Raw genomic sequence first — 26,830 nt, forward strand, 5'->3', positions numbered from 1 at the left:
TCATGAGCTTTTGACCGGGGAGGCGCCGCTGCCATCAGGCCGTCACCTGCAGAGAATCAGCAACGGGAAAGGAATGACAGGATGGATTACCGTCAACGATTGTTTGACAGCGAAGGAGCCGTTTTTCCGGGGAAAACGTATGCCGAAACCGTGTTGGAACCGGCCTATAACGAAGCGAAGCAGCAGTTGCTCGGGCCGATGATGGCGATCAACAAGGCACATTTGATCATGCTGTGCGAACAGAACCTGGTTGCCAAAGACGAGGCGGTACAGCTTGCCAAGGCGCTGCGTGAGCTGGATGTGGTGAGTTTGCAGAGCGGTGTCTACACTGGAGAATTTGAAGATTTATTCTTTCAGGTGGAGAGGGGACTGCTGGAGGCTGCGGGGGAGATCGCCGGGAATCTTCACCTGGCGAGAAGCCGCAACGACATGGGGATCGCGATCTACCGCATGGTGCTGAGGGAGAGATTGCTGACGGTGCTGGCCTCGGCTCTGTATTTGCAGGAACACCTGCTGTCGTTTGCTGAGGAGCATGTCGATACGCTGATGATCGGCTATACCCACACGCAGCAGGCCCAGCCTACTACCCTTGCTCATTACGTCATGGCGGCGGCGGATTCGCTCTTCAGAGATATTCGCCGCATGCGGGCCGCTTACGGCAACTGTAACCGCAGCAGCATGGGAGCGGCGGCTCTCACCACGACCGGCTTTGCCATCAGCAGGGAAAGAATGATGGATTTGCTCGGGTTCGACGAGCTGATCGAGAATTCCTACGACGCGATCGCAGGGGCGGACTACATCGGAGAGATCGCTTCGACCCTCCAGCTGGCTGCGGTCAATCTCGGACGGGTGGTACAAGATTTGCTGCTCTGGTGCACGCAGGAATTCGGAGCGCTGAAAGTGGCCGATCCCTATGTGCAAATCAGCTCGATCATGCCGCAAAAACGGAATCCGGTCTCATTGGAACACATCCGCGCCCTCCTGTCGAGCTGCGCCGGGAGTGCCCATACGGTATTGACGATGCTGCATAATACGCCTTTCGGTGATATTGTAGATACGGAAGATGACATGCAGCCATATGCCTGGAAGGGACTGGACCAGATGGACAGGATTTACCGCTTGCTGGCTGCGGTGATCGGCACGATCGAAGTGGACAGGGAAGTGCTGCGCAGGCGGGCGCTCGGCAGCTTTGCAACCGTCACGGAGCTGGCCGACACATTGGTGAGAACGGACGGCCTCTCCTTTCGCAAAGCCCATCAGATCGCCAGCGCAGTGGTGAAAAAAGCGCTGGCCGAGGGACTGCAGGCCGATCAGGTGACGCTGGCCCTGGTCAACGAAGCCGCCGGGGAGATCATTGGCCGGAATCTGCTGCTGGATGGGGAGACGCTGAAAAAATCGCTTGACCCGGTTCACTTCGTCGCGATCCGGTCCCTTCCGGGAGGTCCCAGCCCGGGTGAGATCAAGCGGGTGATCCAGCTTCGGCAAGCCCAGTTGGCTGACAGCAGGCAGTGGCTGCAAGCGGCGCGGGAGAAATGCCGCGGTGTCTTGCAGCATCTTGACGACGTGTTAGCAGGATGGAGTGAAACGTAGATGAATGACAGAAAGATCCCTCTGCTCGCAGTAGATGGGGGCGGAACCAAATGCCTCGCCGTATTCGTCGATGAACAGGACGTCATCGTAGGCCAGGGAAGGGCTGGTTCCTGCAACTATCAGGGGATCGGCAAGGAAGCGGCCGCCAGAGAGCTGGTGCAGGCGATCAGGGCGGCGATGGAGGATGCGGCATTAAATCGGGACGATGCTGATTGGCCGGCGGGCCTTGGCATTGTAGTGGAATGCGCTGTTTTCGGCCTGGCCGGACTGGATACAGAACACGACCGGAAAAAGGTCCGCGGCATCGTAGAGGAAGTGCTGCAGCGTTTACATATTCAGGTCAATCATCTCATCGTGGAAAACGACGGCTTTGCCGCCCTGCTCGGCGCGGTCGAAGCCGGCCCCGGCATTCTCGCGATCGCGGGTACCGGCTCGATCGTATACGGCATCGACGAGCACGGCCGCTCCGTGCGAGCCGGCGGGTGGGGCCACCGCATCGGCGATGAAGGCAGCGGATACTGGATTGGCAAGCAGGCGATTGCCGCTGTCTTGAAGGCACATGACGGCCGGGGCGTGCGGACGCGGCTCGGGGAATGGATTTTGTCCCATCTGGGATTGCCTGATGTGGAGGCTTTGTTTATCTGGATCTACAGCAGTGAGTACTCCGTTGAGAAAGTCGCAGAACTGTCCCGCTTTGTCACCATGGCTGCCCTAGCGGGTGATCGGGAGGCAAGGAGCATTTTGACTTGTGCCGGCGATGAACTGTTTCTCGCAGTAAGCGCTGTTGCTGGCAGACTTGACTTGCAAAATCGGCGGTTTAAGCTGGTTTTGCAAGGCGGGGTGCTGCAAAACGACGGTTATGTCCGGCAGAGGCTGATCGACCGGATCAGGAAGTACGCCCCGTTTGTCCAGGTGGACAAGGCAAAGCGCGAACCGATATACGGCATCATTGCGAAGGGACATGCCTACTTGAAGGGAGAAGGAGCGGCAGGCTCCTAAAACCGTAAGTGAGGTGAACGAATTTGGGGAAAAAGCTGTTGTTTGTGTTTGCCCATCCGGATGATGAATCGTTTGCCAGTGCCGGGACGATGGCCAAGTACCGCGCCCAAGGGCATGAGGTATTTTTGATCTGCGCCACCTCTGGCTGCAGGGGCAGGACTGGCGGGTTTGAGCTGTCATCGCGCGAGGAGCTGGCAAACCACCGGGAACAGGAGCTGCGTGCGGCCTGCGATATTTTAGGCGTCACCCGGATTTTTTTCTACCGGTATCCGGATGGAAGCCTGAAGGAACAGGATCGGGGACAGATGGCTCAGCGAATTGCGGGGACGATATCCGAAGCGGAGCCGGACGCAGTGATTACGTTTCCGCCTGACGGGGTGACGAGGCACCCGGATCACATCGCCGTCTCCAAGGCGACAGAGCAGGCGGTGATTCTGGCAGAAGAAACGTCCGGAATCAATCCGGCGCTCTATTACGTGTCCATTCCTCACTACTACGACTACTGCCGGGATAGCGGCCCAGAGGAACCGTTCCCGATCACCGGCAAAGTAGACATCGCCTCCTATCGCCAATACAAAGGACGGGCGCTGCAGGCCCACAAGAGTCAGGTGTACTCGGTCGACCGCGCCTATCCGGGCGTGATGGAAGGCGACTTCGGCGTCATCGGCAACTACGAATACTACTCGCTGGTTCGTTCCGGAGGGAGACAGATTGGCTGCCGAAAGAAGCCGCCGGAAGCAATCCCGATCATTGAGTTGATCTGATCGATTCGACGTGACGCAAGGAAAACGGTAAAAAGCTACTCGACGCGAGTAGCTTTTTCGCCGTTCAATCATCATTAATTGTCGGACATTCCGATGATAACCAGCAAAATAAACAGAACCAAAACGATATCGAAGCATTCAAAGAAGCTCCCTTTAAACATGCTACTCATACGTACAGTCATCCTCCTTAAGTGATTTCTCTAGCCTTACACCCATAAGATATGGGTCTAGGCAAAAGAACGGCACGGCATATGCCCATTTTTCGAAATCCTTTTCGCTTACATTTTTTGTATTTTCGGAAAGTTTATTTTCGCTAAGGCTTTCGCTATTTGACTTGGCGATAAGCCAAGTTTTTCTAAAAGGACAAGGTTTATTATTCAGAAAACAAGGAAAAGCTAAAGGATACAAAATGAGTTGAGATTGCAAGAGGAAAGGATGAAAATGTATGAGAAGGACGCCTTCCCTTTCGGAGGCAGAAAACAGCCTCTCNAAGGACAAGGTTTATTATTCAGAAAACAAGGAAAAGCTAAAGGATACAAAATGAGTTGAGATTGCAAGAGGAAAGGATGAAAATGTATGAGAAGGACGCCTTCCCTTTCGGAGGCAGAAAACAGCCTCTCCATAGAAATCAGCGTGGGCGAAGGATTTAAATCCATCGTATGGAAAGCGCAGTACGACATGGACTTTAACACAGAGTGCCTCTTCTGCTTTTCCGACCGGATCACCGGTTATCGCGTGGAAGACGAACAGGGGCATTCGGGCAAAGTAGCAGTCTGCCCCCGCTGTGAAAAGGTCAACGCAGTCTATTCGTAAAGAGCCGTTTTCCAGATTCACGGGAATGACGTCCGATGTTTTCATCGGACGTTTTTTCTTGGAACTGCATCCACCAAGTACCACAAGGATTCCGCAGCCCACGGCCGAAATACAAAAAGGGTAGAACAGAGATTGTTTTGGCAGAGAGGGGATTGACATGTCGAAGAAATGCAGCCGTTGCGGAGGGAATATGCGCCTGATGCTTCGCAGCGTCGTGTATCGCAACCGGGTCAAGATACGCAATGTGCCGGTTCACGTATGTATGTCGGAGGACTGCACTAACTCGCAGGTGGTTGAAGCGATAAAAGAGGACCTGAAAAAACTGATGAATGACCTGGGACAGTCGCCGATACGGCAGGTGATCGGATTTGATGAGGTTTCCGAATTTTCCCAAATCCTGGTGAGCGTTGCAGACCAGACAGAAGAAGTAGATGTAACCCGCTTGATGGAGCAGCGGATCAACGATCTTTTGGACCTGTTCCTTCTTGCGCAGTCACTGGGCGACCAACAGTGGATGCATGATATCAGGAATCGTTTGACAAAATTGTACGGAAATGTGTAAGTGAGTACGCCATTACATAACCGATTGATTCCAGAAACTGAGCATCGCTTTCTGGCAGCTGTCTTGTCCGCTGGCTTAAACCGTAAATTTTGCCTATAATACAGGTATTGCATCAGTTCACCGAGGAAGGGGAAACAGGTTATGGAAGAAACGGGATATCTGCATTCCATCGAAGAATTAGACCAATTTGTCAGCCAGCAGGGGAAGCGCCTGCTGTTCAAACACAGCACCGTCTGTCCGATCAGTACGGCCGCGTTTGATGAATTTCAGTCGTACGTCAAGCAGTCGGATCTGCCGGCGGCGATTATCCTGGTCCGGGAAGACCGCCCCGTGTCCAACGAGGTGGCCGACCGTTACGGGATCAAACACGAGTCACCGCAGATTTTCCTCTTGGAAGACGGCGTTGTCAAGTGGCACACTTCCCACTGGAAAATTACCAAACAGGCGATTAGCGAAGCCGTAGGGGCGTAACATACACCTGACGAAGGCCGGCGCTGCACGTGGAGCGCTGAACAAAGAAAAAGTTGTCCACTCCATTGCCATGATCGAGCGGACAACTTTTTTATTTACAGGCAGCTATTTTTACTCCCAGTACAGCTCCAGTTCGTCGCCGCTGACGATCGGAGATTGAAAGGAGGCGGGACTGCCGTTGATCAAGGTGCAGAGCTTCGTCCTTCCTTCCCCTTCCTTCGCCTCCAGCGAGACGTCTACATAGCGAAACACGTCGCTGAACACCGGGGCAGGGCCGGGGGTCACCTTTACTAAAATAACAGCACCATGCCGGACCTTCTCCTCCAGTGACACCGTCTCCCCATCCATCATGACGGTGAGCCGGCTCGTATGGATCCTGACCGGTTGGCCGTTAAATCTTACCCGGATCTCTTCCTGGACCCAATCTTCCACCGAAATCAACTCGCGGATGGAAGGAATCGACATCGGTTCGCTGCGGTACGTCAGCTCGTCGCCGGACTTGATCCGGTCATCGGGAGAAACCGGTCTGCCATTTAGCAGCAGTTGGCTTTGCTGGTCGCGTATCGTATGGGTCTGTCCGTTCATGCTGAATCGGATCTCGTGTTCTGCACGGCCAGCCGGCAATGCCAATCCGATTTCCCGTGAGACTTCCCGAATGGTCCGAGGCAGCCGAATCTCGACCTGGTCGCGATCGTTCAACGGAGTATCGAGGGAGACCTGCTGTCCGCCGACAAAGGCCAGCGGGCCGAGGGAAACGGGTTCTCCATTGCAGAGGAAATCGAGCGTGTCCAATTCTTCTACCAGGTCGACGACAGCGGCTTTCGCCTCTTCTCCGTCCGCCCCCGGCACGACGGTAATCACGTCGCCGCTTGCGAGCGGCTCGTCAATCCCGGCCGGTTGGCCGTTTAAGGTAATCAGCGGCGCCGTGCCGTGCCCTCCGGGGATGATCCGCATCCGCCCGTTTACGGTCAGCGTCATGGCCAGGCCGGGTCGTCCGTACAGGCGCTTGATGTCCATTCCCAGTGAGATCAGCGCGTCGCCGATGGTCATCGTCCGCAGGTCGAAAATGCGCAGGGTCTGTTCGTTTACGGTAATGGTGATGTACTTCAGCGGGTGGCGCCGCGCCGCGACGGCAATCCCGACCGGAGTGACGAATTCCGGGCCAGACAGCTCGTCCAGCTCTCCGATGTACTGGCGAAGCGCATCGGCTCCTCGTACGGCGACGCGGGCGGCGGGCAGACGGAGGCGAGCCGCTACTTTTTCCGGCAGCAGAGGGGTGAGGCTGCCGCCGCCGATCAGCATGACCGCTTGCGGGGGCTTGCCGTTGAGCTCAATGATTTTTTCCGCGATCTTACCCGCCAGCTGATCGACGTCATTCTCGATAGCCGACACGACTTCGTCTCCTGTCAAGCTATGCTGGGTTCCGAGAATGTCCTGGAATTGCACCCCTTCGCCGGAAGTCAGCTGCCGCTTGACTGATTCGGCGACGGGAAAGTCGAGCAGGAACGCGTTCATCAAGGCGTCGGTGATCTCGTCGCCAGCGACCGGGACCATCCCGTATGCGGTAATGGCTCCCTCCGCCGTCAGTGCGACGTCCGATGTACCGGCACCGATGTCCACCAGGGCAATATTGAGGCGCCGCATGGTGGGGGGGATCAAAACGTTAATCGCCGCGATCGGCTCCAGGGTCAGCGCCTGCATTTCCAAATCGCAGCGCTTCAGCGCAGCGAACAGCGAGTCGACGACGATGCGCGGCAGAAAGGTGGCGATCACTTCGACACTGGCAGTTTCGCCGCGCTGGTCGATCAGGCTGCCGATCGGCTCGCCGTCCAGAAAGTAGCTGACCACGCTGTATCCGACGCAGTAGTAGCGGGTCGCATCCGATTCATTCAGCTCTTGCGCCAGCAACTTTTGCGCTTCCTGTACGGCAGTAAATTCCAGCATGACGGCATCTTCTTTGGTCAGCAGTGTATGTCTGTGAACCTCTCGGTCGACGCGGAGGCGGCGCGTCCGCAGCGTTCGCCCGGCGGCGGCGATCGCCACTTGCTGCAGCGGACCGTGTTTTTCCTCCAGTTGGACTTTTATCTGATCAATCACCCTGGCGACGGCAGGGACATCGTGAATCTGACCGTCCAGCATCGATCGTTCTGTATGCTCTTGAATCGCGTAATCGAGGACGCGAAACTGCTCTCCGGACACTTCCACGATCAGGCCGACGACACTGCGGGTGCCAATATCCAAAGCAAATATTTTCTCTTGTGCGGCAACTGCTTCTTTTGACAACCCTTTCGACTCTCCTTTTACAGGACGCACCTGTGCTATCTCTTCTAAAATAATATTAGACATATTTCTCCTGAAATGAAACCTATTTCATGGAGAAGCGGGAAGATTCGACCATAATGAAAGCGGTTTATATTTCTTTACAAACACTTTCGCGCTTTTTGGCGCTAAAATGCTGACAAATGAGTTCACATCCCTTATAATAAACCCTAACTTTTTATAAAACGCCACGTACTTATAGTACAATAGGAAAATAGCGACGGAGAGGTGTAGAGACACATGAGCAAGGAAGTAGATTTGCTGCGGCAGCAGTTGGACGATATCAACCTGCAGATCCTGGGGTTGATCAACAAGCGCGCTCAATTGGTACAGGATATCGGCAAGGAGAAGCTGAAACAGGGGATTAACCGTTTTGATCCCGAGCGGGAGAGACAGATGCTGAATCTGCTCGTAGAAAACAACGACGGCCCGTTCAGCGACGATACCATTCGTCACCTGTTCAAACAAATTTTCAAAGCGTCCCTCGATTTGCAAAAGGATGACAACAAGAAAGTGCTGTTGGTCAGCCGCAAGAAAAAAATGGAAGATACTGTCTTGACCGTAAAAGGTGTGGAATTCGGCGGAAAAGCTCCAATCCTGATCGCAGGACCGTGCTCCGTGGAGAGCTACGAGCAGGTGCGGGCCGTTGCCGAAAACCATGCGAAGCGCGGTTTGCGGGTTATCCGCGGCGGCGCTTACAAGCCCCGCACTTCGCCGTATGACTTCCAGGGTCTCGGCGTTGAAGGATTGGAAATTTTAAAGCGAATCGGTGACGAATTCAACCTGGTCACCATCAGTGAGATCGTCACTCCTGCCGATGTTGAGATGGCGACGCAGTACATCGACGTCATTCAAATCGGCGCACGCAACATGCAAAACTTCGAACTGCTCAAAGCAGTAGGCCGGATCAACCACCCTGTCCTGTTGAAACGGGGATTGTCGGCCACGATCGAAGAGTTCATTTACGCGGCAGAGTACATCCTCTCCGAAGGGAATCAGCAGGTCATGCTTTGTGAGCGGGGAATCCGCACGTACGAAAAGGCGACCCGCAATACGCTGGACATCTCTGCTGTGCCCCTGTTGAAGCAGGAGACCCACCTGCCCGTGTTCGTCGATGTGACTCACTCGACCGGACGCCGCGATCTGCTCCTTCCGACCGCGAAAGCAGGGTTTGCCGTAGGCGCTGACGGTGTGATGGTCGAAGTCCATCCTGATCCGGATGTGGCCCTGTCCGACGCCAAACAGCAGCTGAACATCCCGCAATTTAACGAGTTTTTGGATGAATTGCTCGCATCCGGCTTGTACAAATTGGAAGCTCCTGCAGCCAGCCGCTAATCCCGCTGTCTGTGTGAGAAGAAGCCATTCCCGAACCTTCTCGGGAATGGCTTGTTTTTTTGGTCGATAAGGACTACAATTTTACCTTATCGACATAAGTGCAACTAAGGCTCCGCCTAAAAGCTTGGCGGAGCCAAGTTTTCTAACCGGACAACATAGATTACATACAAATTACACATTTTCCGTGTATAATTGATTCTGTTTGCAGACGCGGACAAGAAGTAAACATCGGAGGTACTCATGAAAAAATTCGATCTGTCTATGCTTGCTTTGGCCATTTTGATTATCGCCCTGGTGCTGCTGCACATGTCGCCGTTGATGCACAAAGAGACAGCTGCCGCCAAGGTAAACGGAACGGTGATCACCGAGGAACAATTGACATCAGAACTGAAAAATCTGTATGGCAAAAGGGTCCTCGACAACATCATCTCCGACACGCTTGTCAAACAGGAAGCGAAAAGACAAGGGGTGACTGTAACCGACGAGGAGGTAATCAAGGAGGTCGACTCGATCAAAGCGCAGCTTGGCGGCAACTTCTCGGAGTTCCTGAAGATGCGCGGTATGACCGAGCAGCAGATGAAGGAGCAGATGTACATGCTTCTGCTGGCCAACAAAACGTATGAAAAGGCAAAACCGGGAGCCGATAAAAGTCAAATTAACAGTTGGGTGGATGATTTGAAGAAAAATGCCGACATTCAAATTCTCGATCCCGCTTTTCAAAAATAGCAAAAAACATCCCGTCAGTTGAGACGGGACGTTTTTTCATTTACTGCCGCTTTCTCAGCAAGCTGATGATAGAGAGGAGAAGCGCAAGACCGGACAGTACGAGCGGAAGCGTGCTGCCTGTGCCGTTTTTGTCTGCTGCCGGGGCAGGAGCGGCCGCATTAGCCGGTGTGTCCGAAGCAGCCGGATTTTGCGGCTCGGCAGCCTTCTCGGTCCCGTGATCGTGGCCGTCGCCTTCCGCTTGCCCGGCTTCGATGGTTGTCACAGAGGCCGGAGTCTCTGTGCCGGGGGCGCCTGTCCACTCGACGACAGAGCCGTCAGCGTAGGTTTGGTAGGCCTTCCAGGCCAGCGAGCCGGCAGTCTTGGGATTGGCGCCGACGAACGAGAATTCCATAAATTCATGGGGCTTGATCCCCCCGTTTTCAGCCTTCCAGACCAGCGCCTTGGGGCGTCCTTCCGAATCGTTTTCAAACGCGTACGACCAGCCGGGGGTCGGCATGACCGTCCCCACCTTTACGCCCTCGGGGAATTCAAGGCGGACCTCTGTCGTATTGCTCTCTTTTTCGACAGGGACGCGAACGGTGTATTTTTCATAAGCCCCCGTTGTGGAGGTTTTCGGCCAGACAGTCACGTGAGCGCTGGCGATGCCGGCGGTTGAACACAAGACGCCGGTCAAAACGAATATACTGATCCACTTTTTCAACTTCATATATAAGACCTCCTATTCGGTAATCATCAGCGGGAGAACCGGACTAACACGGTATCCCGCCACTGCTGCCGGGTCCCGTCAGGATAGCGGGCGTCAATGGTAAAGCGCCAGTAGCCCGTCATGCTGAAGAGAAGCTCGGCCTGGTACGTTCCGCTGCCTGTGGCTGTTGCCGGTATTTCAATGTTCCCCATGTCCATGTCAGCCATCTCCAGATGAACAACGACCTGTTCAGGCAGTTCGCCAGGCATGTCCGCCAAGCGCATCTGCATTGTCTGCTTGCCGACCTGCAGTCTGGGGATGTCGACTTGAACCTGAACGTGACCGCTGCCCAGACTCTCGCTGTACCCTTTTGCCGGAAGGGGATAAGCTGTCTGGCTCATCAACACGCCCGCCAGCAGCGCAGCAATGCCGGCGGTCAGCTCGCCGTACAGCAGGGACCGCGAGAGACGTTTGCTGCTGCTGCGCCAACGGACAGTTTGCAGCAAAGCAAGGAGCAGCATGGCGAGCATGAGCACGATTTTCAGCAGCAGGAGCAGGTTCCACAGCTGCAAGCTGCCCAGCAGAGCGGCCCAGTCCGTCTGCAGCATGACCATCCCCGCACCGCTGACGGTGACAAAGCCGGCCGCGACGGCGGCGAGGCGGACGAAGAAGGGGCGGAATCCGTCCAGCTGTTCCCTGTCTCCTGTCACTTTGCGGCAAGCGAGAACAAACGCAAGGCAGGCCAGAGCCGAAAGCCAGATGGCGATGCCGATCAGGTGCAGCATGCGGGCGGCGATCGCAGGCAAGACATGCTCTGTGCCCCAGACGTGGCCGCCGATGGCGAGGTTGCAGACGAGCAGCAGCCAGACGGCCGGGTACCATCCTGACACCATATTCGGCAGGGCAGCCAGCAGCAGGAGCAGCAGCTGGATCAGCGCCATGCGGATAAAAGGCGGCTGCAAGAGCAGTTCCCACTTTCCTGATGACAGCAGCGAAAGCGGATTGGCTCCAGGCAGGCTGGCAAGGGAAAGGGCGCATTCGCCAATGGTTCCGATCAGCAGCAGAACCCATATGAACTGCCGCGGCTTTTTGCAGCGGTGCCAGAGGTCAGGCAGCCCTCGCCGGCGGATGGGCCAAACCAGCCAGGAAAGACCGCCGCCCAGCAACAGCAGGCTTTCGACGGGAAAGCGAAGATAGGGGAGCAGCGCTTCCGATGCCGGCCGTTCGGCAGGGAGCGGCGAAACGGAGCCGTTTGACGGCTGTCCGACAAAAAAGGAGAACACGCCGTGAACGGGATGTCCGTCTGCTGAAAGCACATTCCAGCGCACCGTATAGGTACCCTGCGGCAGGTCGGGCAGGAGCGCCGTCACCTTGGAGGCGTTGCCCGGGGTCAAGCCGACGCTGGGCAATTCGACCAGCCGGGCGTTCCAATCGTACAGCTGTACCTCGTACAACCCCTGTTCCAAGGGTTCGCTGAAGGAGAGCGCAAGCAGTGCCGGGCTGTTTTCCATGACCTCCCCGTTGGCGGGAGTGCTGCTGATCAGGTAGGCGTGTGCCGACGCCGGCGTATATCCCAGGCAAAAGACGAGCAGCAGACTGCAGCAGCAAAGAAACAGCCGTCTGGCAGCCGCCGCGTTTACGAGCATCCCGGACACTCTCTTCCCATGCTTTTGTCGATGTAGGCGAGCGCCTCTTCAAAAGACATGACGATGCCGCCAAATCCTTTCACGATGCCTTCGGCGTGATTCCGACGTTCAAACGTCAGCACCTGAGGCTGACAGCAGCGGATGTCGATAGAGGTTTCCAGCACGTACCAGGCAGTCCGTGCGCTTACCGTCGTATGGGACAGGAAGTCGTAGCAGATCGCCTGGATGACCTGATCTCCCCATTGTTTTTGCCGCAAAAGTCCGCAGTGAGCGCAGCAAGTGCTCTCGATTCGGTTGCCTTCGAGGATCAGCCGATAGGCCAGCCGCTGCTCAATTTTGCGCTGGCACAGAGCGCATTCGTCTGCTGCCGGCGGCTGTTCTGCCGACCCTGGTTTTGGCCTGGCCAGTGCTATGCCGCCGAACACCTTTTCAGCCACTCCCGATTCAATCAACGGTTTGAGGTCGCGGTGGACGGTCATCTCGGAAACGCCGAGCCATTTGCTCAATTCGGAGATTTTCAGGCTGTGTTTGCTTTCCAGCCATTCGCGTATCTTCGCCTGCCGCTCTTTGGGCAGCATCATGGGATTCACCTCGCTTTTTATCATATTCCAACAAAATATAACAATCCGTAACTATCAAGAATTGTAGTGGGTTTATCCCTTTGTTTCAATCACTCGGATGTTGGAATGTGTGACGATCTGTTGAATGTTCCCGAGGGTATAGAAAAAAACTGATAAGATCGCGCCGATTTGTTACAATAACTTCAAAGAAAACGATTGCAACTGCTTCCAGCATGTCGTATGATATGCCTATAATTTTTGAAAATAGTATTGAAAGCCAAATTTTGGGTGAAAGCGAGTGGTTCGCGATGCCAATTACAATCTATGATGTAGCGCGGGAAGCCGGCGTCTCGATGGCTACCGTCTCCCGTGTCGTAAACGGAAATCCCAACGTCAAGCCGACTACGCGGAAAAAAGTGATGGCTGCCATTGAACGGCTGGGGTATCGTCCCAACGCAGTGGCGAGGGGACTGGCCAGCAAAAAAACGACGACAGTGGGCGTCATCATCCCCGACATCGCCAGCATGTTCTTCTCGGAATTGGCCAGGGGGATCGAGGATATCGCCACGATGTATAAATACAACATCATTCTGTGCAACTCCGATCAGCGCCTTGACAAAGAACTGCAGCTGATCAATACGATGTTGGAAAAACAGGTGGACGGACTGTTGTTCATGGGCGCGGAGATCAAGGAAGACCACATGCAGGTGTTCTCCACCGCTTCCGTACCGGTCGTTCTGGCTGCTACCAGGGACGCCGACAATATCCTGCCGTCCGTCACGATCGATCACTATCAGGCGGGGTACGATGCGACCGAGGCCCTGTTGTCGAGAGGCCACAAACGCATTGCGATGATAACCGGACCGCTGGACGATCCGCTGGGCGGGCTGCTCCGCTTTGAGGGGTACAAAAAAGCGCTGGCGGACGCAGGGATTTCGTTTGATGAGTCGTTGGCGATGAATGGAAACTACCGGCACGACGCGGCACTGCGGGCCATGACTCAGTTCTTGTCCTTGAAAAATCCGCCGACCGCCGTGTTCGCCGCCAGTGACGAGATGGCCATCGGCGCCATTCACGCCGTACAGGACGCAGGGCTGTCTGTTCCGGAGGACATCGAAGTGATCGGGTTTGACAACACCCGACTGGCCGAGATGGTTCGCCCCCGCCTGACGACGGTGGTGCAGCCCATGTACGATATCGGGGCAGTTGCCATGCGCCTGTTGACCAAGTACATGAACAATGAACACGTGGAGGAACACGTCGTACTTCTGCCTCACCGCATCGAGTACCGGCAAAGCACACGCCCCCTTGAGGGCTGAACGAGAGAGGAGGAAACGATATGCGCACAGGCATCATCGGGGCGATGGATGAAGAAATCGTCCTGTTTCTGGAAGCGATGGAAGAGACGAAAAAGACCGTAAAAGCGGGAATCACCTATTATCAGGGGAAGCTTGAGTCAAGGGAAGTCGTGCTGTGCAAATCAGGCGTGGGAAAGGTAAACGCCGGAGTCTGCACACAAATTCTGATCGACCGGTTTGGCGTCGACCAGGTGATCTTCACCGGCGTGGCGGGAGCGGTCCATCCCGACCTCGAAATCGGGGATATCGTCATCTCTACAACTTGTTTGCAGCACGATGTGGACGCCACTGCCCTCGGATTTCAACCGGGAGAGATCCCTTATGCTAAAATTTGGGAGTGGCAAGCGGATCCCCGCCTCATCGAGCTGGCTATGAAGTCGGGGGAAGCCATCGGGGATGACGTAAATATCGTCAAAGGGAAGGTGCTTTCCGGCGACCAGTTTATCGCTGACAGGGACAAGGTGAGGAGGCTTTATGAGCGCTTTGACGCCTACTGTACGGAGATGGAGGGAGCGGCGGCTGCCCAGGTGTGCACGATGAACGACGTGCCGTTCGTCATCGTCCGCTCCATGTCGGACAAGGCCGACGGCTCGGCTGACGTCAACTTCGCCGAATTTACGAAGCTGGCTTCCCGCCGTTCGTTCGAGATCGTCAGCAGCATGCTGAAACACGAGTCCCCTGCCGCGGGAGCGGGTGTCATTGTCTACTCCACGGCTGGCTGCATTGAATGCGATATGGTGAAAAAGCTGCTGACGGAACAGGGCATCCCGTTTGAAGTGAGGGATGTAATGACCAGTCAACAGTACCGCGACGAGGTGGAGAAGTTCGGCTTCCTCGGCGTGCCGGTCACCGTTGTCGGCGGCAAGGCGGTAAAAGGATTTCAACCGGAAGAACTGCAGGCGCTGCTTGACGGTTTGAAAAAGTAAACGCAAAACCACCAGGCCTTCTGAACTGCACCTCCAATTGTTCGTTGTGTCTAACAATCGGGGTGCAGTTCAAAGCTGGTGGTTTTTTTCGGTCCGGGATGTTTTACCCCAAAGGAGCGTACATCATCGCTCGCTCCAGGATCAGACGGTTTTTCTGGGTAATTTCCCCCCGGCGGGGAATCGGCGGGAACGGCTGGACATCGTCAAACAGATGCGTCGGCAGCGGCAGTTTGCTCTTATCCCTCCAGCGCTTTCCCCAATTTTCCGGCAATGGCGAATCTTCCAGGCACTGGTCGGTCATTTCGCTCCAAAGCAGCGTCCAGGCGCGGGGAACGACCCGCCAGATATCGTAGCCTCCGCCGCCGACGGCGATCCAGCGGCCGCCGCACAGCTCATGGGCCAGGCGGTGAGCGAGCCGGGGGATCTCCTGGTAGATTCTCATGCTGCAGGAGAGGTGGGTGAGCGGGTCGTAAGCGTGGGCATCACAGCCGTTTTGCGTCACGATCACATCCGGCTTGAAAGCTCTTGCCAGTTTGGGAACCAGGGTCTGATACACTTCCAGGAACGACTCGTCTTCTGTAAACGCATCCAATGGAACGTTGACGGAAAAGCCGTAGCCGCTGCCCTCGCCGCGTTCGGACACATTGCCGGTTCCGGGGAAGAGATACTTGCCCGTCTCGTGCAGGGAGATCGTCAAGACGTCGGGATCGTCGTAGAACGACCACTGAACGCCGTCGCCGTGGTGGGCGTCGGTGTCGATGTACAGGACGCGCGCCTTCCAGCGTTTGCGCAAGTAAGCGATTGCAACCGAACAGTCATTGTAGATGCAGAAACCGGATGCCCGCGCCCGCAGAGCGTGATGCAATCCGCCGGCCGGATTAAAGGCGTGATCGGCTTCGCCGTTCATGACCAGATCGACCGCCTGCAGGGTTCCGCCGACGATCAGCGCGCTGGCTTCATGCATGCGCGGGAAGCAGGGGACGTCTTCTGTGCCAAGGCCGTAGCTGGCTGCCTGCGGCAGCTCCGTCTCGCTATGCCCTTGGGCCCGAACCGTTTCGATGTAGCCTGGATCGTGAACCAGCGCCAGTTCTTCATCGGTAGCGGGGCGCGGCGGGACGATATCCTGTTCGGACAAAAGCCCGTAGGACGTCATCAAGTCGTGCGTCAGCAGCAGGCGATGCTGGTTGAATGGATGCTCATCGTGAAAGTAGTACTTCGTATAGTCAGGTGAATAGATCAGGCGCGAACGGCGGCTCAAGAGCGATGCCTCCCTTCGATTGGGTCGGGTACGGTGTAGCCCTTTGCCTGAAGCAGCTCAATCACGGTACGCGGGTCGATCGTCTGCGCGCGAAAAATCAGTTTTTTCTTGCCAGGCGTCTTGCCGGGATAGACGATCACGCTGACCACATTTACCCCGGCAGCCTGGAATGCCTGGCTTACTTCTGCCAACATGCCGACCCGGTCGTCTACCTCCACCTCGAAACAGGAGCTGGGCCCCGCCACCCCAAACAGCTCGATTAGTTTGTACAGCAGATCCGATTCAGTGACGATCCCTCTCAGTTGACCGTCCGAGACGACAGGCAGGGCGCCGATTTTATGATCGTAGACGGTTTTGGCCGCGTCCTCGATAAAATCCAGGGGATGGGCCGTAATCACATTTCGCTGCATGATGTCTTCCACCGGCTTGGTCAGTATGGCATTGCCGCCCTCATGCGGAGAAAAACGGGAGGGGAGGGCATCGCGCAAATCGCGGTCGGAGACGATGCCGACCAGTTTTTCTCCTTCGATCACCGGCAAGTGGCGAATCCGGTTGTGCCTGATCAAGGTGAGCGCTTCGCCAATACTGGTGGCAGGAGTCACCGTGATGAGCTGTTTTTTCATCATATCCTCTAGCCGCATCGGCAAATCCCCTTTCCCTAGTACATAAATCGGTTCTGGAACCGAATGCTGTCAAACTTTTCAATGCTCTCCTGCGGTACGCGCTTGCCGATGCGAACCATCAGGCAGTTGGCAGGATGAGAGCAGATTTCGGGGTCATCCGTGGCCATCCATACCATCCCGACACTGCCCATGACTTTTTCCATCACTTTGCGGTACTGCCAGACATTGAGCCCTGTTCCTTTTAAATCCCAGTGCCAGTAATACTCCGTGGTAATGACGATGAAGTCTTCCAGCGCATCGTCAGAAAAGGCCACACCCAGCATCGCTTTGCTGACCCCGCATCCCCGCACCTGGTGACTCACTTCGATGGCGCCCAGCTCCAGCAAGTCGTCCATCTTCGCCTCAGACCATCTCTCCAATGGATCCGGGTAGAGAATGGTTACATAAGCCAAGACGAGATCATCTTCGCGGGCGATGATGATCCGCCCTTCCGGCAGCGCGGCAATTTCCACCAGCGCTTTTTGTTGTTCCGCGGGTACGCGAAAGGCCCGCAGGCCCTCGTCAAACCGCAAAGCCGCCAGACGCTCCGGTTCTACCGGACCTTCGATGACAAGTCTATGACCCCGTACATCCATCTCGCAAGCCGCGTATCTTTTCATGTGGAGCACTCAGTCCACCTCTGCTTCCCTTTTGCTTCTCCTTCTATTATACCTGAAGGACACAAGCCTGAACCCTCGGCAAAGCGAATATTCAGAAAAACGTCACCACATGGAAAAACAGGCTGCCACGTATGCCTGGCAGCCTGAACGAGATGTGGATTTAGCGAGCGCTGACGTTTCCGCTTTGCGGGGACTCCCCGTAACTGTTGATGGCAGTGATGCGGTAAACGCCGGCATTTGCCGATTTATGCAGGTAAGTCGTGGACGATACCGTATCCAGCAGCTGGAATCCTGCAGCCGGATCGGTCGCGTAGTAAATGTTGTAAGCGACGACGTGGTCGCTGGACGGATTGGCCTTCCAGGAAAGCTGGAACCCGCCGTTCGCTTTGCTTACCGCGATCTGCTTCGGCGTTTCAGGAGCACGTGCAGGAGCGCCCGGATTGGACGGTTCCGTCTCCCCGGGAGTCAGATCGGTGATGTCCGGGATATCGGGCACCTCCTGGCCTGGCTGCGACGTGCCCGGTTCTTCTGTTGACGGAGAAACAGGGACTTCCCAGGTTCCCGCACTGGTAGAAGCGACAGCGGAAGGCGAAGATTCATAGCCCTCTACGTCGACCGAGGTGACGTAGTAGCCGAACGGACCGGTTCCGCCAGAAGCATCCTGATAGGTCGTCACTTTTGGGTCTTTTACTGTGGCCAACTTGGTAAAAACACCGCTGGCATCGGCGCGATAGATGCGGTAACCCAGCAGATCCGCTTCACCGCCTGACTTCCAGTTGAGCGTCAACTGCTTGTCGCCTGCCGCAACGGTAAGGCCGCTCGGCGCGCTTGGCACACTTCCGTCGCCTGTTCGCGGATCTTCCTTGTCCGGCAAGCGGCGCTCCCAGTCTGCGGGGCGCGCCGCCTTGGGATTCTTCGCCAAAACCTCGTCAAGGTTGGCAGCCGCTTTGTCCGGGCTCTTGAAGAACACGCCTTCCGTGACAAAGTCATCAGGTGTTCCTTCCTTCGCCAGATAGCGCTTGTTGTCATATTGGACCACTTTTGCCTTCTGATGCGAATCATCCGCTTTTGTCGGGACGAATTGGCGGTTGAACAAGTCGGTGATCAAATCGCCGCTCTCCTTGGACAGCTCGCTCGGCAAGAGCCCTGACTTGCTGTCTACCGTTGCGCTGACGATGCCGCTTGGCTTCTCAAACTTGTCGGTCGGCGACGCGAGGTCAGGTTTCTTTTCCAAAACCTGCTTCATCACTTTTCCCCAGATCTCCATTGGCCGTCTTGACGCCGAACTCGGCAGCTTATAGGGATCGTCATACCCCGTCCATACTCCCATCGACAGTTCCGGAGTGTAGCCGACAAACCACAAATCGTAATCGCTGTTGGTCGTTCCCGTCTTACCGGCCACATCGACGCTGCGCGGGACAAAATTGCGGATGCTGGCGCCCGTCCCGGAATTGACAACCGTTCGCATCATATCTGTAATGAGGTAGGCTGTCTGCGGGCTGTATACGGGCACAGGCTGCGGATTGTGCTGATAGACCACCCGCCCCTGGCTGTCTTCGATGCGTTCGATCATGTACGCGTCAATAAATGTGCCGCCATTGGCAAACGTCGCATAGGCATTGGTGATCTCTTCCGCGGTCAGCCCGTAGGCAAGGCCGCCGATCGCACCGGTCGCCGCGTAATTGTCGCTTTCGGCAAGCGTGGTCACGCCCATTTTTTTGACGTATTCCAGCGCGGTCGGGATGCCTACCTGCAGATAGGTCTTGATTGCAGGCACGTTCCACGATTGGCGCAAGGCTTCCCGGGCACTGATGACTCCGCGGAACTTGTTGTCCCAGTTCATCGGCATATGGCTGCCCTTGGTGCCGTCGGAGAGCACCAGCGGAGAATCGTCGATGGGCGATCCGGGCTGCAGGTACCCCAGCTCGAAGGCGGGAGCGTAAGCGGCAAGCGGCTTCATCGCCGATCCCGGCTGACGGGGGGCAGTCGCGTGGTTGGTCTGCTCCACCTGGAAGTCGCGGCCTCCCATCATGCCGAGGATCCTGCCCGTCTTGTTCTGGATCAGCATGGAACCTACTTCTTCCAGAGCGTTTTCGATTTTCTCGGTCTTGCCATTGGAGCGGCGCACCGTATAGCTGATGTTCTTGCCGAAGTTTTTCGGATCGGACGCAGTCTGCTCCATGATGTCGTTTACGTCTTTGTCAATCGTGGTATATACATGGTATCCGTTCCTAAGGATTTCCCTGCGCTTGTCCTCTTTCATTTGGCGGTATTCGTTGCTGCCGACTTCGGACTTGTCCCGGCCTTCCTGGGCCAATTGGGTATCGACCAGAGCCTTTGCAGCCCGCTCCTCGATCTCCATCATCAGGAAGGGGTGTTGGCTGTAGGCTTGAGCCTCGGGCTTGGCCAAGCTTGCCTTGAGATCGGTTTCTAGTGCCTGATCATACTGCGCTTGGGTGATATATCCGTTCTCCAGCATGCGGTCAAGCACCGTTTTTTGCCGTTTTTTCCCGTTGGCATAGCCCTCGCTGGTAAAAGGCGAGTAGCCGATCGGATTCTGCGGAATTCCGGCGATGTAACTGGCCTCGGCCAAAGTAAGGTCCTTGACGTCCTTGTTAAAAATTCCCTTTGCGGCTGCTTGGACGCCGTATATGTTGCCGTTCGCACCTTTTCCAAAGTAAATCTCGTTTATGTACGCTTCTAAAATTTGGTCCTTGGAAAACATTTGTTCAATTCGCAAGGCGTAAAAAATCTCCGTTGCTTTTCGCTTGTGGCTTACCTCCTGAGAAAGGATGGTATTTTTAATCAATTGCTGGGTCAGGGTGCTGCCCCCGGTCACAACGGGCTGGTGGGTGATTTCCTGTAATGCGGCCCGAAGCGTTGATTGAAAGACGATGCCGTGATGCTCGTAAAAGTATTTATCCTCGGTAGCGATAATCGCATTGATCAAATAGGGCGATACCTCTGATTTTTTTACGACGCGGCGGTCTTCTCCTCCTGCCCGCAACTGCCCGATAAGCGTACCGTCGTTGTAGTAGGCAAAGCCGGTCTGGTAGACGTTGAAAATCTTCTGCTGAATCTCTTCGCGGCTCAGCACAGGTTCGTCTTTCACCAGCGATGCCACGTAGCCTGCGACTACTCCTCCCGCGGCGACCCCGCCCATGCAGCCGAGCAGAAGGATTACTTTCAGGACGGTAAAGATCGGGTGTCCCTGTCTGTTTCCCCTGCGTCGCTTGCGCTTGGTCTTCTCTGCGGCAGGCGCTTGGTTTTTCTCCATATATGTACGTCCCCTCCTAGGCAATCACATGAATTATACCATACACTGGCAGTCGCCAAAATACCGTATTGGGGTGGTTTTTTGTACATTCTAAAAAGTTGAATTTGGCTGATACGCGGTCTGCATCGGTTCTCGGATCGATGCCGCGCTTGTTGACACTGCAAATCGTCGGTGGTAAGATCGTAGGTAACTTCATTAACCACAGACGCGTTGAACGGCGACAGTAGCGAGAGGGCTGACGATCCAAGAGAGCTGGTGGCAGGTGCGAACCAGCATCGTTCCTTTGGCGAAGTACACGCCGGGAGCGATTCGGCAGTCGCCGAACGGAAGCAGGCCGTTATTCTGTCTAAGCGGGAAGTCGGCACAGGCAAGCGTACCGATTTCCAATTAGGGTGGTACCGCGAGTCCAATCTCGTCCCTATGGGGGCGGGATTTTTTGTGTTTAAAACCAATGATTCTGCAAGCAGGGAGCGATAGGAAAATGGCAAACAACGAGCAAGTGAAATTGACAGAGGAACAACGCCTGGAGGTGGAGCGGCAGCTTGAGGTGATTCGCCGCGGGGCAGCCGAGATCATCCCGGAAGAGGATTTGCGAAAGAAGCTGGAGCGCTTTGTCACGACCGGCGAACCGCTGCGGGTCAAATTGGGACTAGACCCTTCCGCGCCTGACATCCACGTCGGGCACACCGTCGTCCTGCAAAAACTGCGCCAGTTCCAGGAGCTGGGCCATACGGTGCAGTTGGTAATCGGCGATTTTACCGGCCGCATCGGCGATCCGACGGGCAAGTCGGAGACCCGCAAGCAGCTGACGGAGGAACAGGTGAAAGCCAACGCCGCGTCCTATGTGGAGCAGTTCGGCAAAGTGCTGGATGCGAGCAAAATGGAGGTAAACTACAACTCCACCTGGCTGTCCCCGCTTACCTTTGCCGATGTCGTCGAACTGGCGGCGAAGACGACGGTGGCCCGGATGCTGGAGCGTGACGACTTTGAGAAACGCTACCAGAGCGGACAGCCGATCTCCATCCACGAATTTTTCTACCCGCTAATGCAGGGATATGATTCCATCGCGCTGAAGAGCGACGTGGAACTGGGGGGAACGGATCAGAAGTTCAACCTGTTGATGGGACGCCACCTGCAAAAAGAGTTCGGGCAGGAACAGCAGGTAATCCTGACGATGCCGATTCTCGAAGGCCTCGACGGGGTGCAAAAGATGTCCAAGAGTCTCGGCAACTACATCGGAATCAACGAGCCGGCCAACGAAATCTACGGGAAGACCATGTCCGTGCCGGACGAGCTGATGGTGAAGTACTACGAACTGGCGACCGATATTCCGATGGAGGAAGTGGCAGCGATTCGCAGCGCTCTGGCGGACGGCACTCTGCACCCGCGCGACGCCAAGATGCGGCTGGCCCGGACTTTTGTCCGCATGTTCCACGGCGAGCAGGCCGCAGAAGAAGCGGAAAACCACTTCAAGACGGTATTCCAGCAAGGAGCTCTGCCGACCGACATCCCGGAGGTCACAGTTGAAGTCGCTAACTACGAAGGCGGGGAGGCTAACATCGTCAATCTGTTGTTCGACATCAAGCTGGCCGCCAGCAAAGGCGAGGCGCGCCGCAGCGTCCAACAGGGGGCGGTTAAGGTGAACGAACAGAAAGTGACGGATATCGATGCGTTGATCGAGCTGACGGAGGGCATGGTGGTTCAGGTGGGCAAGCGGAAGTTTGCCCGGATCGTGCTGGCGTAAAAATCACGGCCGTGCCCTCTTGAACTTTTCTGACAGGTTTGTTAAAGTCTACGGTAGCAATAAAAAAACTGCATACGTGAATTACACTAGGGGTGCTCTTACGGGCTGAGATGGAACGCTTTGTTCCGATCCCTTACTACCCGATCTAGATAATACTAGCGTGGGGAAGTGTAGTGATCTGTCAAAAAAGTTGGCATTTGCCATACAATCTCGTCTGATCGACTGCACCTACCCGGGTGCAGTTTTTTTATTGCCAAATCAATATATTTGGCAGGGAGATGTGAGGAATGGCTGTAGAATGTTGTGGAACAAGCAGGATTGTCGGGTGCAGATTTTCCCTGTATCCGATGTGCGATCAATTCGTCGAGGTCATCCTGGAGACGCTGCAGGAGGTGGACACGTCAAAAGTGTGGATGATGACGGACGATGTCAGCACCTGCATCCGCGGCCGGGCTGAACACGTGTTTGACACGGCCAAGGCGATGTTTGTCCTGGCTGCCAGCAGGGGGATTCACGTGGTCTGGAACGGGACGTTTTCGATTGGCTGCCCCGGGGATACTCAGCAAGACGCGTATCTGGAGGTGGATGACGTCCGGCTGAACGAACCCAAGCTGGCGGATCGCCCAGTCACTGCTGCCGCGCAGTTCGCTCTGTATCCGCTCGGTACGGCTGACTACATGTCGGTCATCTACGATCAGGTCGAGCACTGCAAAGAGCTCGGTACCTATACCAAGGGGATTCACTACGCAACCCGCCTGGACGGGGATGCCCGGCAGGTGTTTAAAAGCCTGGAGGAATCCTTTGCCCGGGCGCAGGAGAGCGGCGCTTCCCATGTGGTGATGACAGCGGCCGTGTCTGCAAACAGCCCTTCGCGCAAAGGACAGGAGGCGGAGTAGGGTGAAGAGCTGGAAGCTGAAAGAGATCGTCATGATGTCAGTCCTGTCGGTGGTATTCGCCGTCATCTACCTTCTGTTTTTGCAGCTTGGCAATGTTTTGACCGGCTTTATGGGTCCGATGGGATATGAGGTCATCTTCGGAATCTGGTTTATCGTGTCGGTGATCGCGGCCAACATCATTCGCAAGCCGGGAGCTGCGGTGCTGGCGGAAGTGGTCGCTTCCATCGTGGAGCTTTTGATCGGCAACGCCGTGGGGCCGCGCCTGATCCTGTCCGGATTCATTCAGGGACTGGGTGCCGAACTGGTATTTGCCGCCTCCCGCTACAAGCGATTTGGCACGCCGGTTCTGATGGCGGCCGGAATGGGGTCTGCCGTAACCAGTTTTATCTGGGGATACTTTATATCCGGCTTTGCCGCCCTCGCCCCCGGCTATGTGGCGGCCATGTTTGCGGTTCGTTTGGTAAGCGGTGCTTTGCTGGCCGGACTGCTGGGCAAGTGGATCTGCGGGGCCCTGCTGAAGACAGGGGTACTGCGCGGCTTCGCCATCGCTTCGGCCGAGCGGAACCAAGGACGGGCAGGACGGGGAGAGAGCCTGGCATGATCGGCGTCCGCGATCTGACCTTTCGCTTTGCGGAAGAGGAGGCCCCCGTATTGCACGGGGTCAATCTGGATATTCAGCGGGGAGATGTGCTGCTTTTGCTCGGCCCGAGCGGTTCGGGCAAAAGCACGCTTGCCCTCTGCCTGAACGGGTTGTATCCCGAGGCGGTTGACGGCGTTCTGACCGGCAGCATCACGCTGTCGGGGCGAAGCCTGAGCGACTATCGCCACGGAGAAGTTTGCCGAGAGATCGGCGTCGTGTTCCAGGACCCGGACAGCCAATTTTGCATGATCAGCGTCGAGGAAGAAATCGTTTTTGGCCTGGAAAACCTCGGTATGCCGCCGGAGGAGATCGAGAAGGTGGCAGGGGAGACGCTTGAATTGTTCGGCCTGACGCCTTGGCGCCGCGCCCCGATCCATTCGCTGTCCGGCGGGATGAAGCAAAAACTGGCGCTCGCTTGTGTCATCGCGATGAAGCCGCGGATTCTCATTCTCGATGAGCCGACAGCCAGTCTGGACCCCTATTCGGCACGGGAGTTTGTCCGGCTGGTAAAGCGGCTCCATCGCGAGGAAAAACTAACCGTCATCATTATCGAGCACCGTTTGGACGAATGGATGGATGCGGCAAACCGCTGCGCACTGCTCGACCGAAGCGGATCACTGGTGTACGAAGGAGACCCGCGCTCTGCTTTCGCTTTTTTGCAAGGGCGCCCATATGCAGGGGAAGTCTGCTTGCCGGAGGCATATAAGCTGGGACGGGAGTGGATGGCCAGCGGCATGTACCGGGGAGCTCTGCCGCCGCTTACGGAGGGCGAGCTGGTCTTCGGAGTGAGTCATCCCGCCAGTGCGGAAGCGTTGTTGGATCAGCAGGAAGCTGACTGGAGAGCGGAACGCAGGCGTTCCCGCGCCGGAATGAAGCCTGCAGGTCCGCCGCTGCTTGCGGCGGAGCAGCTCGCGTATGCCAGAGGCGGTGTCCAGGTGCTGGAAGCGGTGGACCTGTGCCTGTATCCCGAGGAGTTGGTGATGCTGGCCGGGCGCAACGGAGCGGGCAAGACGACACTAGCCGGGCTGTTGGCAAACGTCTTGCCGCTGCAACGAGGGCGAATCACTTATGCGGGGAAGGAGCTGGAGCACTGGACTGAATCTGCGCTGCGGCGGCGGATCGGCTTTGTGTTTCAAAATCCCGAACACCAGTTTGTAACGGACAGCGTCTACGAAGAGATTGCCTTTGCCCTGCGGCTGCTGAAGTGGCCGCAGGAGCAGATCGACCGCCGAGTAGCCGAACTGCTCAAGTGCTGCCGCTTGACGGAGGCGGCCGATGCCCATCCATTCGCATTAAGCTTTGGTCAAAAGCGCAGACTGAGTATCGCTGCCATGCTGGCGAGCCACCAGGATTTGCTGATCCTTGATGAGCCGACAGCCGGCCAGGATGCGCGCTCGACCGAGATGTTAATGTCGCTGCTGCAAGAGGTGACGGGCCAAGGCGGCAGCGTCTGTATGATAACGCACGACATGAATCTGGCGGACCGCTACGCCGACCGGATTGTCGTTTTGGATGAGGGCCGGATCGCCTTCGACGGACCGCCGAACGAGCTTTGGTCGCGGCCGGATGAGCCCTGGAAGGCGGCACAGCTGCTCCCGCCGTTTCGCTGGTCGCTGCGCAAACAGTTCCAGGCTTCAACTCGGGCAATGACAGGGAGGGAATGCCATGCGGCTGCAGGAGATTAACCCGAGCGTCAAAGCGGGCGCAGTCGTCATCGCCATTATCCTGCTGGCTTTTGCCTTTGATCCGGTCACGCCGCTGTTGGTCCTGCTGGGAAGCAGTGCAGCCGCATGCTGCTTCGGAGGCGTTTCGGTCAGAAAGTGGCTGCTCTGTCTCAGCCCGTTTCTGCTCATCGCCATCGGCTACGTCTGGTCAGCGATGCTGTTCGGGCGCGTCCCGTCCGGTGCAAATGCCCAGATCCTGTGGAGCTTTGGACCTCTGCAGGTGACCGCTGCCGGGGTGTCCCGGGGGATCTCCCTGGGGCTGAGAGTGTTGTCGTTTGCGGCGCTGTCCCTGCTGTTCGTACTGACCACAAGCCCGAGCCGCTTTATGTTCAGTCTGATGCAGCAATGCCGCGTTTCTCCGAAAATCGCATACGGAATTTTGGCAGGGTACCGTTTTCTGCCTTTGCTGAAGGAGGAGCTGGCCTTGATTCGCACGGCTCATCGTATCCGCAGAATGGGGGTGACAGGAAGCTGGGCCGATCAGGTGAAGCAGCTTGGCGGTTATGTCATCCCATTGCTGGCGAGTGCGATCCGCAAGGCAGAACGGACGGCGATGGCGATGGAGTCCAAGGGATTTACCGGCAGCAGACAGCGGGCATTTTACCAGCGCCTGTCTGTTACGGCAAAAGACTGGCTGTTCCTCGCGGCGGTTGTCGCCTTTGTACTAGCCGGTTTTTTCGTCTCGGATCGATTGGGCCAATTACATTGGTACAGCGGGGAGTTGTAGCCAGGTCACCCCCTGATGCTGGCCGTTATGCGGGAGCATCGGGGGGTGAAGTATGATCTTTACCTTCGATTGATACTTCTTGTCATCCCAATGGTAAATTTCTTAAATCCCAGCGTTTCATAATAGGATTCCAGGCTTTCCACACACATCAGTTGAGGAATGACTCGATTCTGCTCGCAATGATCTACAAGCCGCTTCACGATTTCTTTGCCGATTCCTTTTGACTGGTGACTTGGCCGTACACCCACTCCGCATACAATTCCAGTGATCACACCATCAGAAACAACGCGTCCCATCCCTACTAATGTTTGTTCATCGAAAGCGTAGATGGCATACCAGCTTTGCTTGCACATCTGCTCCAAATCTTTTACGGTCAATTTGAGTGAGTTCCATCCCAAAGAGTCATATAGGGTTAGTAACTGGTTAAAATCTTCAGGCGGTTCTGTCGTAAAGTGAATCGATCTTTCCATAGAGGCACCTCCTTAAAATTGGCTGCATATCACGCTATAAAAAAAGACCTCAAAATCG

At 56.0% G+C, this 26,830-nt stretch carries 25 protein-coding genes, 1 riboswitch and 1 other annotated feature; of the genes, 15 read left to right on the forward strand and 10 right to left on the reverse strand.

What is annotated here, in order from left to right:
- Window positions 1-81: 81 nt before the first annotated feature.
- Genes argH through ACI7RC_RS20085 form a run of 3 tightly spaced genes read left to right on the forward strand, consistent with a single transcriptional unit; the run spans window position 82 to window position 3,353 of the window.
- Window positions 82-1,590, forward strand: a complete 1,509-nt coding sequence (argH, locus tag ACI7RC_RS20075; protein WP_408109985.1) for an argininosuccinate lyase — start codon at window positions 82-84, stop codon at window positions 1,588-1,590.
- On the forward strand, window positions 1,591-2,589 hold the full coding sequence (locus ACI7RC_RS20080; protein WP_408109986.1) for an N-acetylglucosamine kinase: 999 nt from the start codon (window positions 1,591-1,593) through the stop codon (window positions 2,587-2,589). It abuts the gene before it with no gap.
- A 23-nt stretch (window positions 2,590-2,612) separates the two neighbouring features.
- A complete protein-coding gene (locus tag ACI7RC_RS20085; RefSeq protein WP_408109987.1) occupies window positions 2,613-3,353 on the forward strand; it encodes a PIG-L deacetylase family protein in 741 nt (246 codons plus the stop codon).
- Window positions 3,354-3,427: 74 nt separating this feature from the next.
- On the opposite strand, the gene ACI7RC_RS20090 is transcribed toward ACI7RC_RS20085, so the two are convergent.
- Window positions 3,428-3,523, reverse strand: a complete 96-nt coding sequence (locus ACI7RC_RS20090; protein WP_408109988.1) for a YjcZ family sporulation protein — start codon at window positions 3,521-3,523, stop codon at window positions 3,428-3,430.
- Between the two features lie 406 nt (window positions 3,524-3,929).
- Here ACI7RC_RS20090 and ACI7RC_RS20095 point away from each other — a divergent pair, with 406 nt between their 5' ends.
- The 3 genes from ACI7RC_RS20095 to ytxJ all read left to right on the forward strand — a co-directional run bounded on the left by ACI7RC_RS20095 (window position 3,930) and on the right by ytxJ (window position 5,199).
- Window positions 3,930-4,166 carry a hypothetical protein gene (locus tag ACI7RC_RS20095; RefSeq protein WP_408109989.1) on the forward strand — a complete coding sequence of 79 codons (237 nt, stop codon included), beginning with the start codon at window positions 3,930-3,932 and terminating at the stop codon, window positions 4,164-4,166.
- Between the two features lie 157 nt (window positions 4,167-4,323).
- Window positions 4,324-4,728 (forward strand): hypothetical protein, encoded by a 405-nt coding sequence (locus ACI7RC_RS20100; protein WP_408109990.1) that lies wholly within the window; start codon window positions 4,324-4,326, stop codon window positions 4,726-4,728.
- Window positions 4,729-4,869: 141 nt separating this feature from the next.
- Window positions 4,870-5,199, forward strand: coding sequence for a bacillithiol system redox-active protein YtxJ (ytxJ, locus tag ACI7RC_RS20105; RefSeq protein WP_408109991.1), 330 nt, complete (start codon window positions 4,870-4,872; stop codon window positions 5,197-5,199).
- A gap of 111 nt (window positions 5,200-5,310) precedes the next feature.
- Here the strand turns inward: ytxJ and ACI7RC_RS20110 are convergent, their stop codons facing one another.
- Window positions 5,311-7,482, reverse strand: coding sequence for a cell division FtsA domain-containing protein (locus ACI7RC_RS20110; protein ID WP_408109992.1), 2,172 nt, complete (start codon window positions 7,480-7,482; stop codon window positions 5,311-5,313).
- A gap of 276 nt (window positions 7,483-7,758) precedes the next feature.
- On the opposite strand from ACI7RC_RS20110, the gene ACI7RC_RS20115 reads away from it, so the two are divergent.
- Complete coding sequence (locus tag ACI7RC_RS20115; RefSeq protein WP_408109993.1) at window positions 7,759-8,853, forward strand: bifunctional 3-deoxy-7-phosphoheptulonate synthase/chorismate mutase; 1,095 nt, start codon at window positions 7,759-7,761, stop codon at window positions 8,851-8,853.
- A gap of 240 nt (window positions 8,854-9,093) precedes the next feature.
- Entirely contained in the window at window positions 9,094-9,579 is a 486-nt protein-coding gene (locus tag ACI7RC_RS20120) for a SurA N-terminal domain-containing protein (RefSeq protein ID WP_408109994.1), read from the forward strand.
- Window positions 9,580-9,619: 40 nt separating this feature from the next.
- On the opposite strand, the gene ACI7RC_RS20125 is transcribed toward ACI7RC_RS20120, so the two are convergent.
- Genes ACI7RC_RS20125 through ACI7RC_RS20135 form a run of 3 tightly spaced genes read right to left on the reverse strand, consistent with a single transcriptional unit; the run spans window position 9,620 to window position 12,491 of the window.
- Window positions 9,620-10,285 carry a YcnI family copper-binding membrane protein gene (locus ACI7RC_RS20125; RefSeq protein ID WP_019122051.1) on the reverse strand — a complete coding sequence of 222 codons (666 nt, stop codon included), beginning with the start codon at window positions 10,283-10,285 and terminating at the stop codon, window positions 9,620-9,622.
- A 26-nt stretch (window positions 10,286-10,311) separates the two neighbouring features.
- Entirely contained in the window at window positions 10,312-11,910 is a 1,599-nt protein-coding gene (locus ACI7RC_RS20130) for a copper resistance CopC/CopD family protein (RefSeq protein ID WP_408109995.1), read from the reverse strand.
- Window positions 11,901-12,491 carry a DeoR family transcriptional regulator gene (locus ACI7RC_RS20135; protein WP_245552998.1) on the reverse strand — a complete coding sequence of 197 codons (591 nt, stop codon included), beginning with the start codon at window positions 12,489-12,491 and terminating at the stop codon, window positions 11,901-11,903. The genes ACI7RC_RS20130 and ACI7RC_RS20135 overlap by 10 nt, the downstream gene beginning before the upstream one ends.
- A 287-nt stretch (window positions 12,492-12,778) precedes the next feature.
- Between ACI7RC_RS20135 and ccpA the strand changes: the two genes are divergently transcribed.
- Together ccpA and ACI7RC_RS20145 are read left to right on the forward strand one after the other, a co-directional pair.
- Window positions 12,779-13,789 (forward strand): catabolite control protein A, encoded by a 1,011-nt coding sequence (gene ccpA, locus ACI7RC_RS20140; RefSeq protein ID WP_019122048.1) that lies wholly within the window; start codon window positions 12,779-12,781, stop codon window positions 13,787-13,789.
- 20 nt (window positions 13,790-13,809) lie between these two features.
- A complete protein-coding gene (locus ACI7RC_RS20145) occupies window positions 13,810-14,754 on the forward strand; it encodes a 5'-methylthioadenosine/adenosylhomocysteine nucleosidase (RefSeq protein ID WP_019122047.1) in 945 nt (314 codons plus the stop codon).
- 103 nt (window positions 14,755-14,857) lie between these two features.
- Here ACI7RC_RS20145 and ACI7RC_RS20150 read toward each other — a convergent pair whose 3' ends face one another.
- From ACI7RC_RS20150 to ACI7RC_RS20165, 4 genes are all read right to left on the reverse strand, one after another.
- The gene (locus ACI7RC_RS20150) at window positions 14,858-16,012 is read right to left on the reverse strand and encodes an acetoin utilization protein AcuC (RefSeq protein WP_019122046.1); all 1,155 of its coding nucleotides are present in this window, start codon (window positions 16,010-16,012) and stop codon (window positions 14,858-14,860) included.
- On the reverse strand, window positions 16,009-16,653 hold the full coding sequence (locus ACI7RC_RS20155; protein ID WP_019122045.1) for a CBS and ACT domain-containing protein: 645 nt from the start codon (window positions 16,651-16,653) through the stop codon (window positions 16,009-16,011). Before ACI7RC_RS20155 ends, ACI7RC_RS20150 begins: the two co-directional genes overlap by 4 nt.
- Before the next feature lie 17 nt (window positions 16,654-16,670).
- Window positions 16,671-17,303 carry an N-acetyltransferase gene (locus ACI7RC_RS20160; RefSeq protein WP_408109996.1) on the reverse strand — a complete coding sequence of 211 codons (633 nt, stop codon included), beginning with the start codon at window positions 17,301-17,303 and terminating at the stop codon, window positions 16,671-16,673.
- 151 nt (window positions 17,304-17,454) lie between these two features.
- Window positions 17,455-20,571 (reverse strand): PBP1A family penicillin-binding protein, encoded by a 3,117-nt coding sequence (locus ACI7RC_RS20165; protein WP_408109997.1) that lies wholly within the window; start codon window positions 20,569-20,571, stop codon window positions 17,455-17,457.
- Window positions 20,572-20,772: 201 nt separating this feature from the next.
- Window positions 20,773-20,994, forward strand: a binding site (T-box leader).
- A gap of 58 nt (window positions 20,995-21,052) precedes the next feature.
- Here ACI7RC_RS20165 and tyrS point away from each other — a divergent pair.
- The 5 genes from tyrS (at window position 21,053) to ACI7RC_RS20190 (ending at window position 26,302) form a co-directional block, all read left to right on the forward strand.
- A complete protein-coding gene (gene tyrS / locus ACI7RC_RS20170) occupies window positions 21,053-22,315 on the forward strand; it encodes a tyrosine--tRNA ligase (RefSeq protein WP_408109998.1) in 1,263 nt (420 codons plus the stop codon).
- Window positions 22,316-22,393: 78 nt separating this feature from the next.
- Window positions 22,394-22,499: riboswitch (TPP riboswitch) on the forward strand.
- A 103-nt stretch (window positions 22,500-22,602) separates the two neighbouring features.
- Entirely contained in the window at window positions 22,603-23,211 is a 609-nt protein-coding gene (locus ACI7RC_RS20175) for a YkoF family thiamine/hydroxymethylpyrimidine-binding protein (protein ID WP_408109999.1), read from the forward strand.
- A gap of 1 nt (window position 23,212) precedes the next feature.
- Window positions 23,213-23,812, forward strand: a complete 600-nt coding sequence (locus tag ACI7RC_RS20180) for an ECF transporter S component (protein ID WP_408110000.1) — start codon at window positions 23,213-23,215, stop codon at window positions 23,810-23,812.
- The gene (locus ACI7RC_RS20185) at window positions 23,809-25,536 is read left to right on the forward strand and encodes an ABC transporter ATP-binding protein (RefSeq protein WP_408110001.1); all 1,728 of its coding nucleotides are present in this window, start codon (window positions 23,809-23,811) and stop codon (window positions 25,534-25,536) included. Before ACI7RC_RS20180 ends, ACI7RC_RS20185 begins: the two co-directional genes overlap by 4 nt.
- Window positions 25,517-26,302, forward strand: a complete 786-nt coding sequence (locus ACI7RC_RS20190) for an energy-coupling factor transporter transmembrane component T family protein (protein ID WP_408110002.1) — start codon at window positions 25,517-25,519, stop codon at window positions 26,300-26,302. Before ACI7RC_RS20185 ends, ACI7RC_RS20190 begins: the two co-directional genes overlap by 20 nt.
- Before the next feature lie 59 nt (window positions 26,303-26,361).
- Here ACI7RC_RS20190 and ACI7RC_RS20195 read toward each other — a convergent pair whose 3' ends face one another.
- Entirely contained in the window at window positions 26,362-26,772 is a 411-nt protein-coding gene (locus ACI7RC_RS20195; RefSeq protein WP_408110003.1) for a GNAT family N-acetyltransferase, read from the reverse strand.
- Window positions 26,773-26,830 lie beyond the last annotated feature (58 nt).

Source organism: Brevibacillus sp. B_LB10_24, from assembly GCF_046036945.1.
Classification (GTDB): Bacteria; Bacillota; Bacilli; order Brevibacillales; family Brevibacillaceae; genus Brevibacillus_C.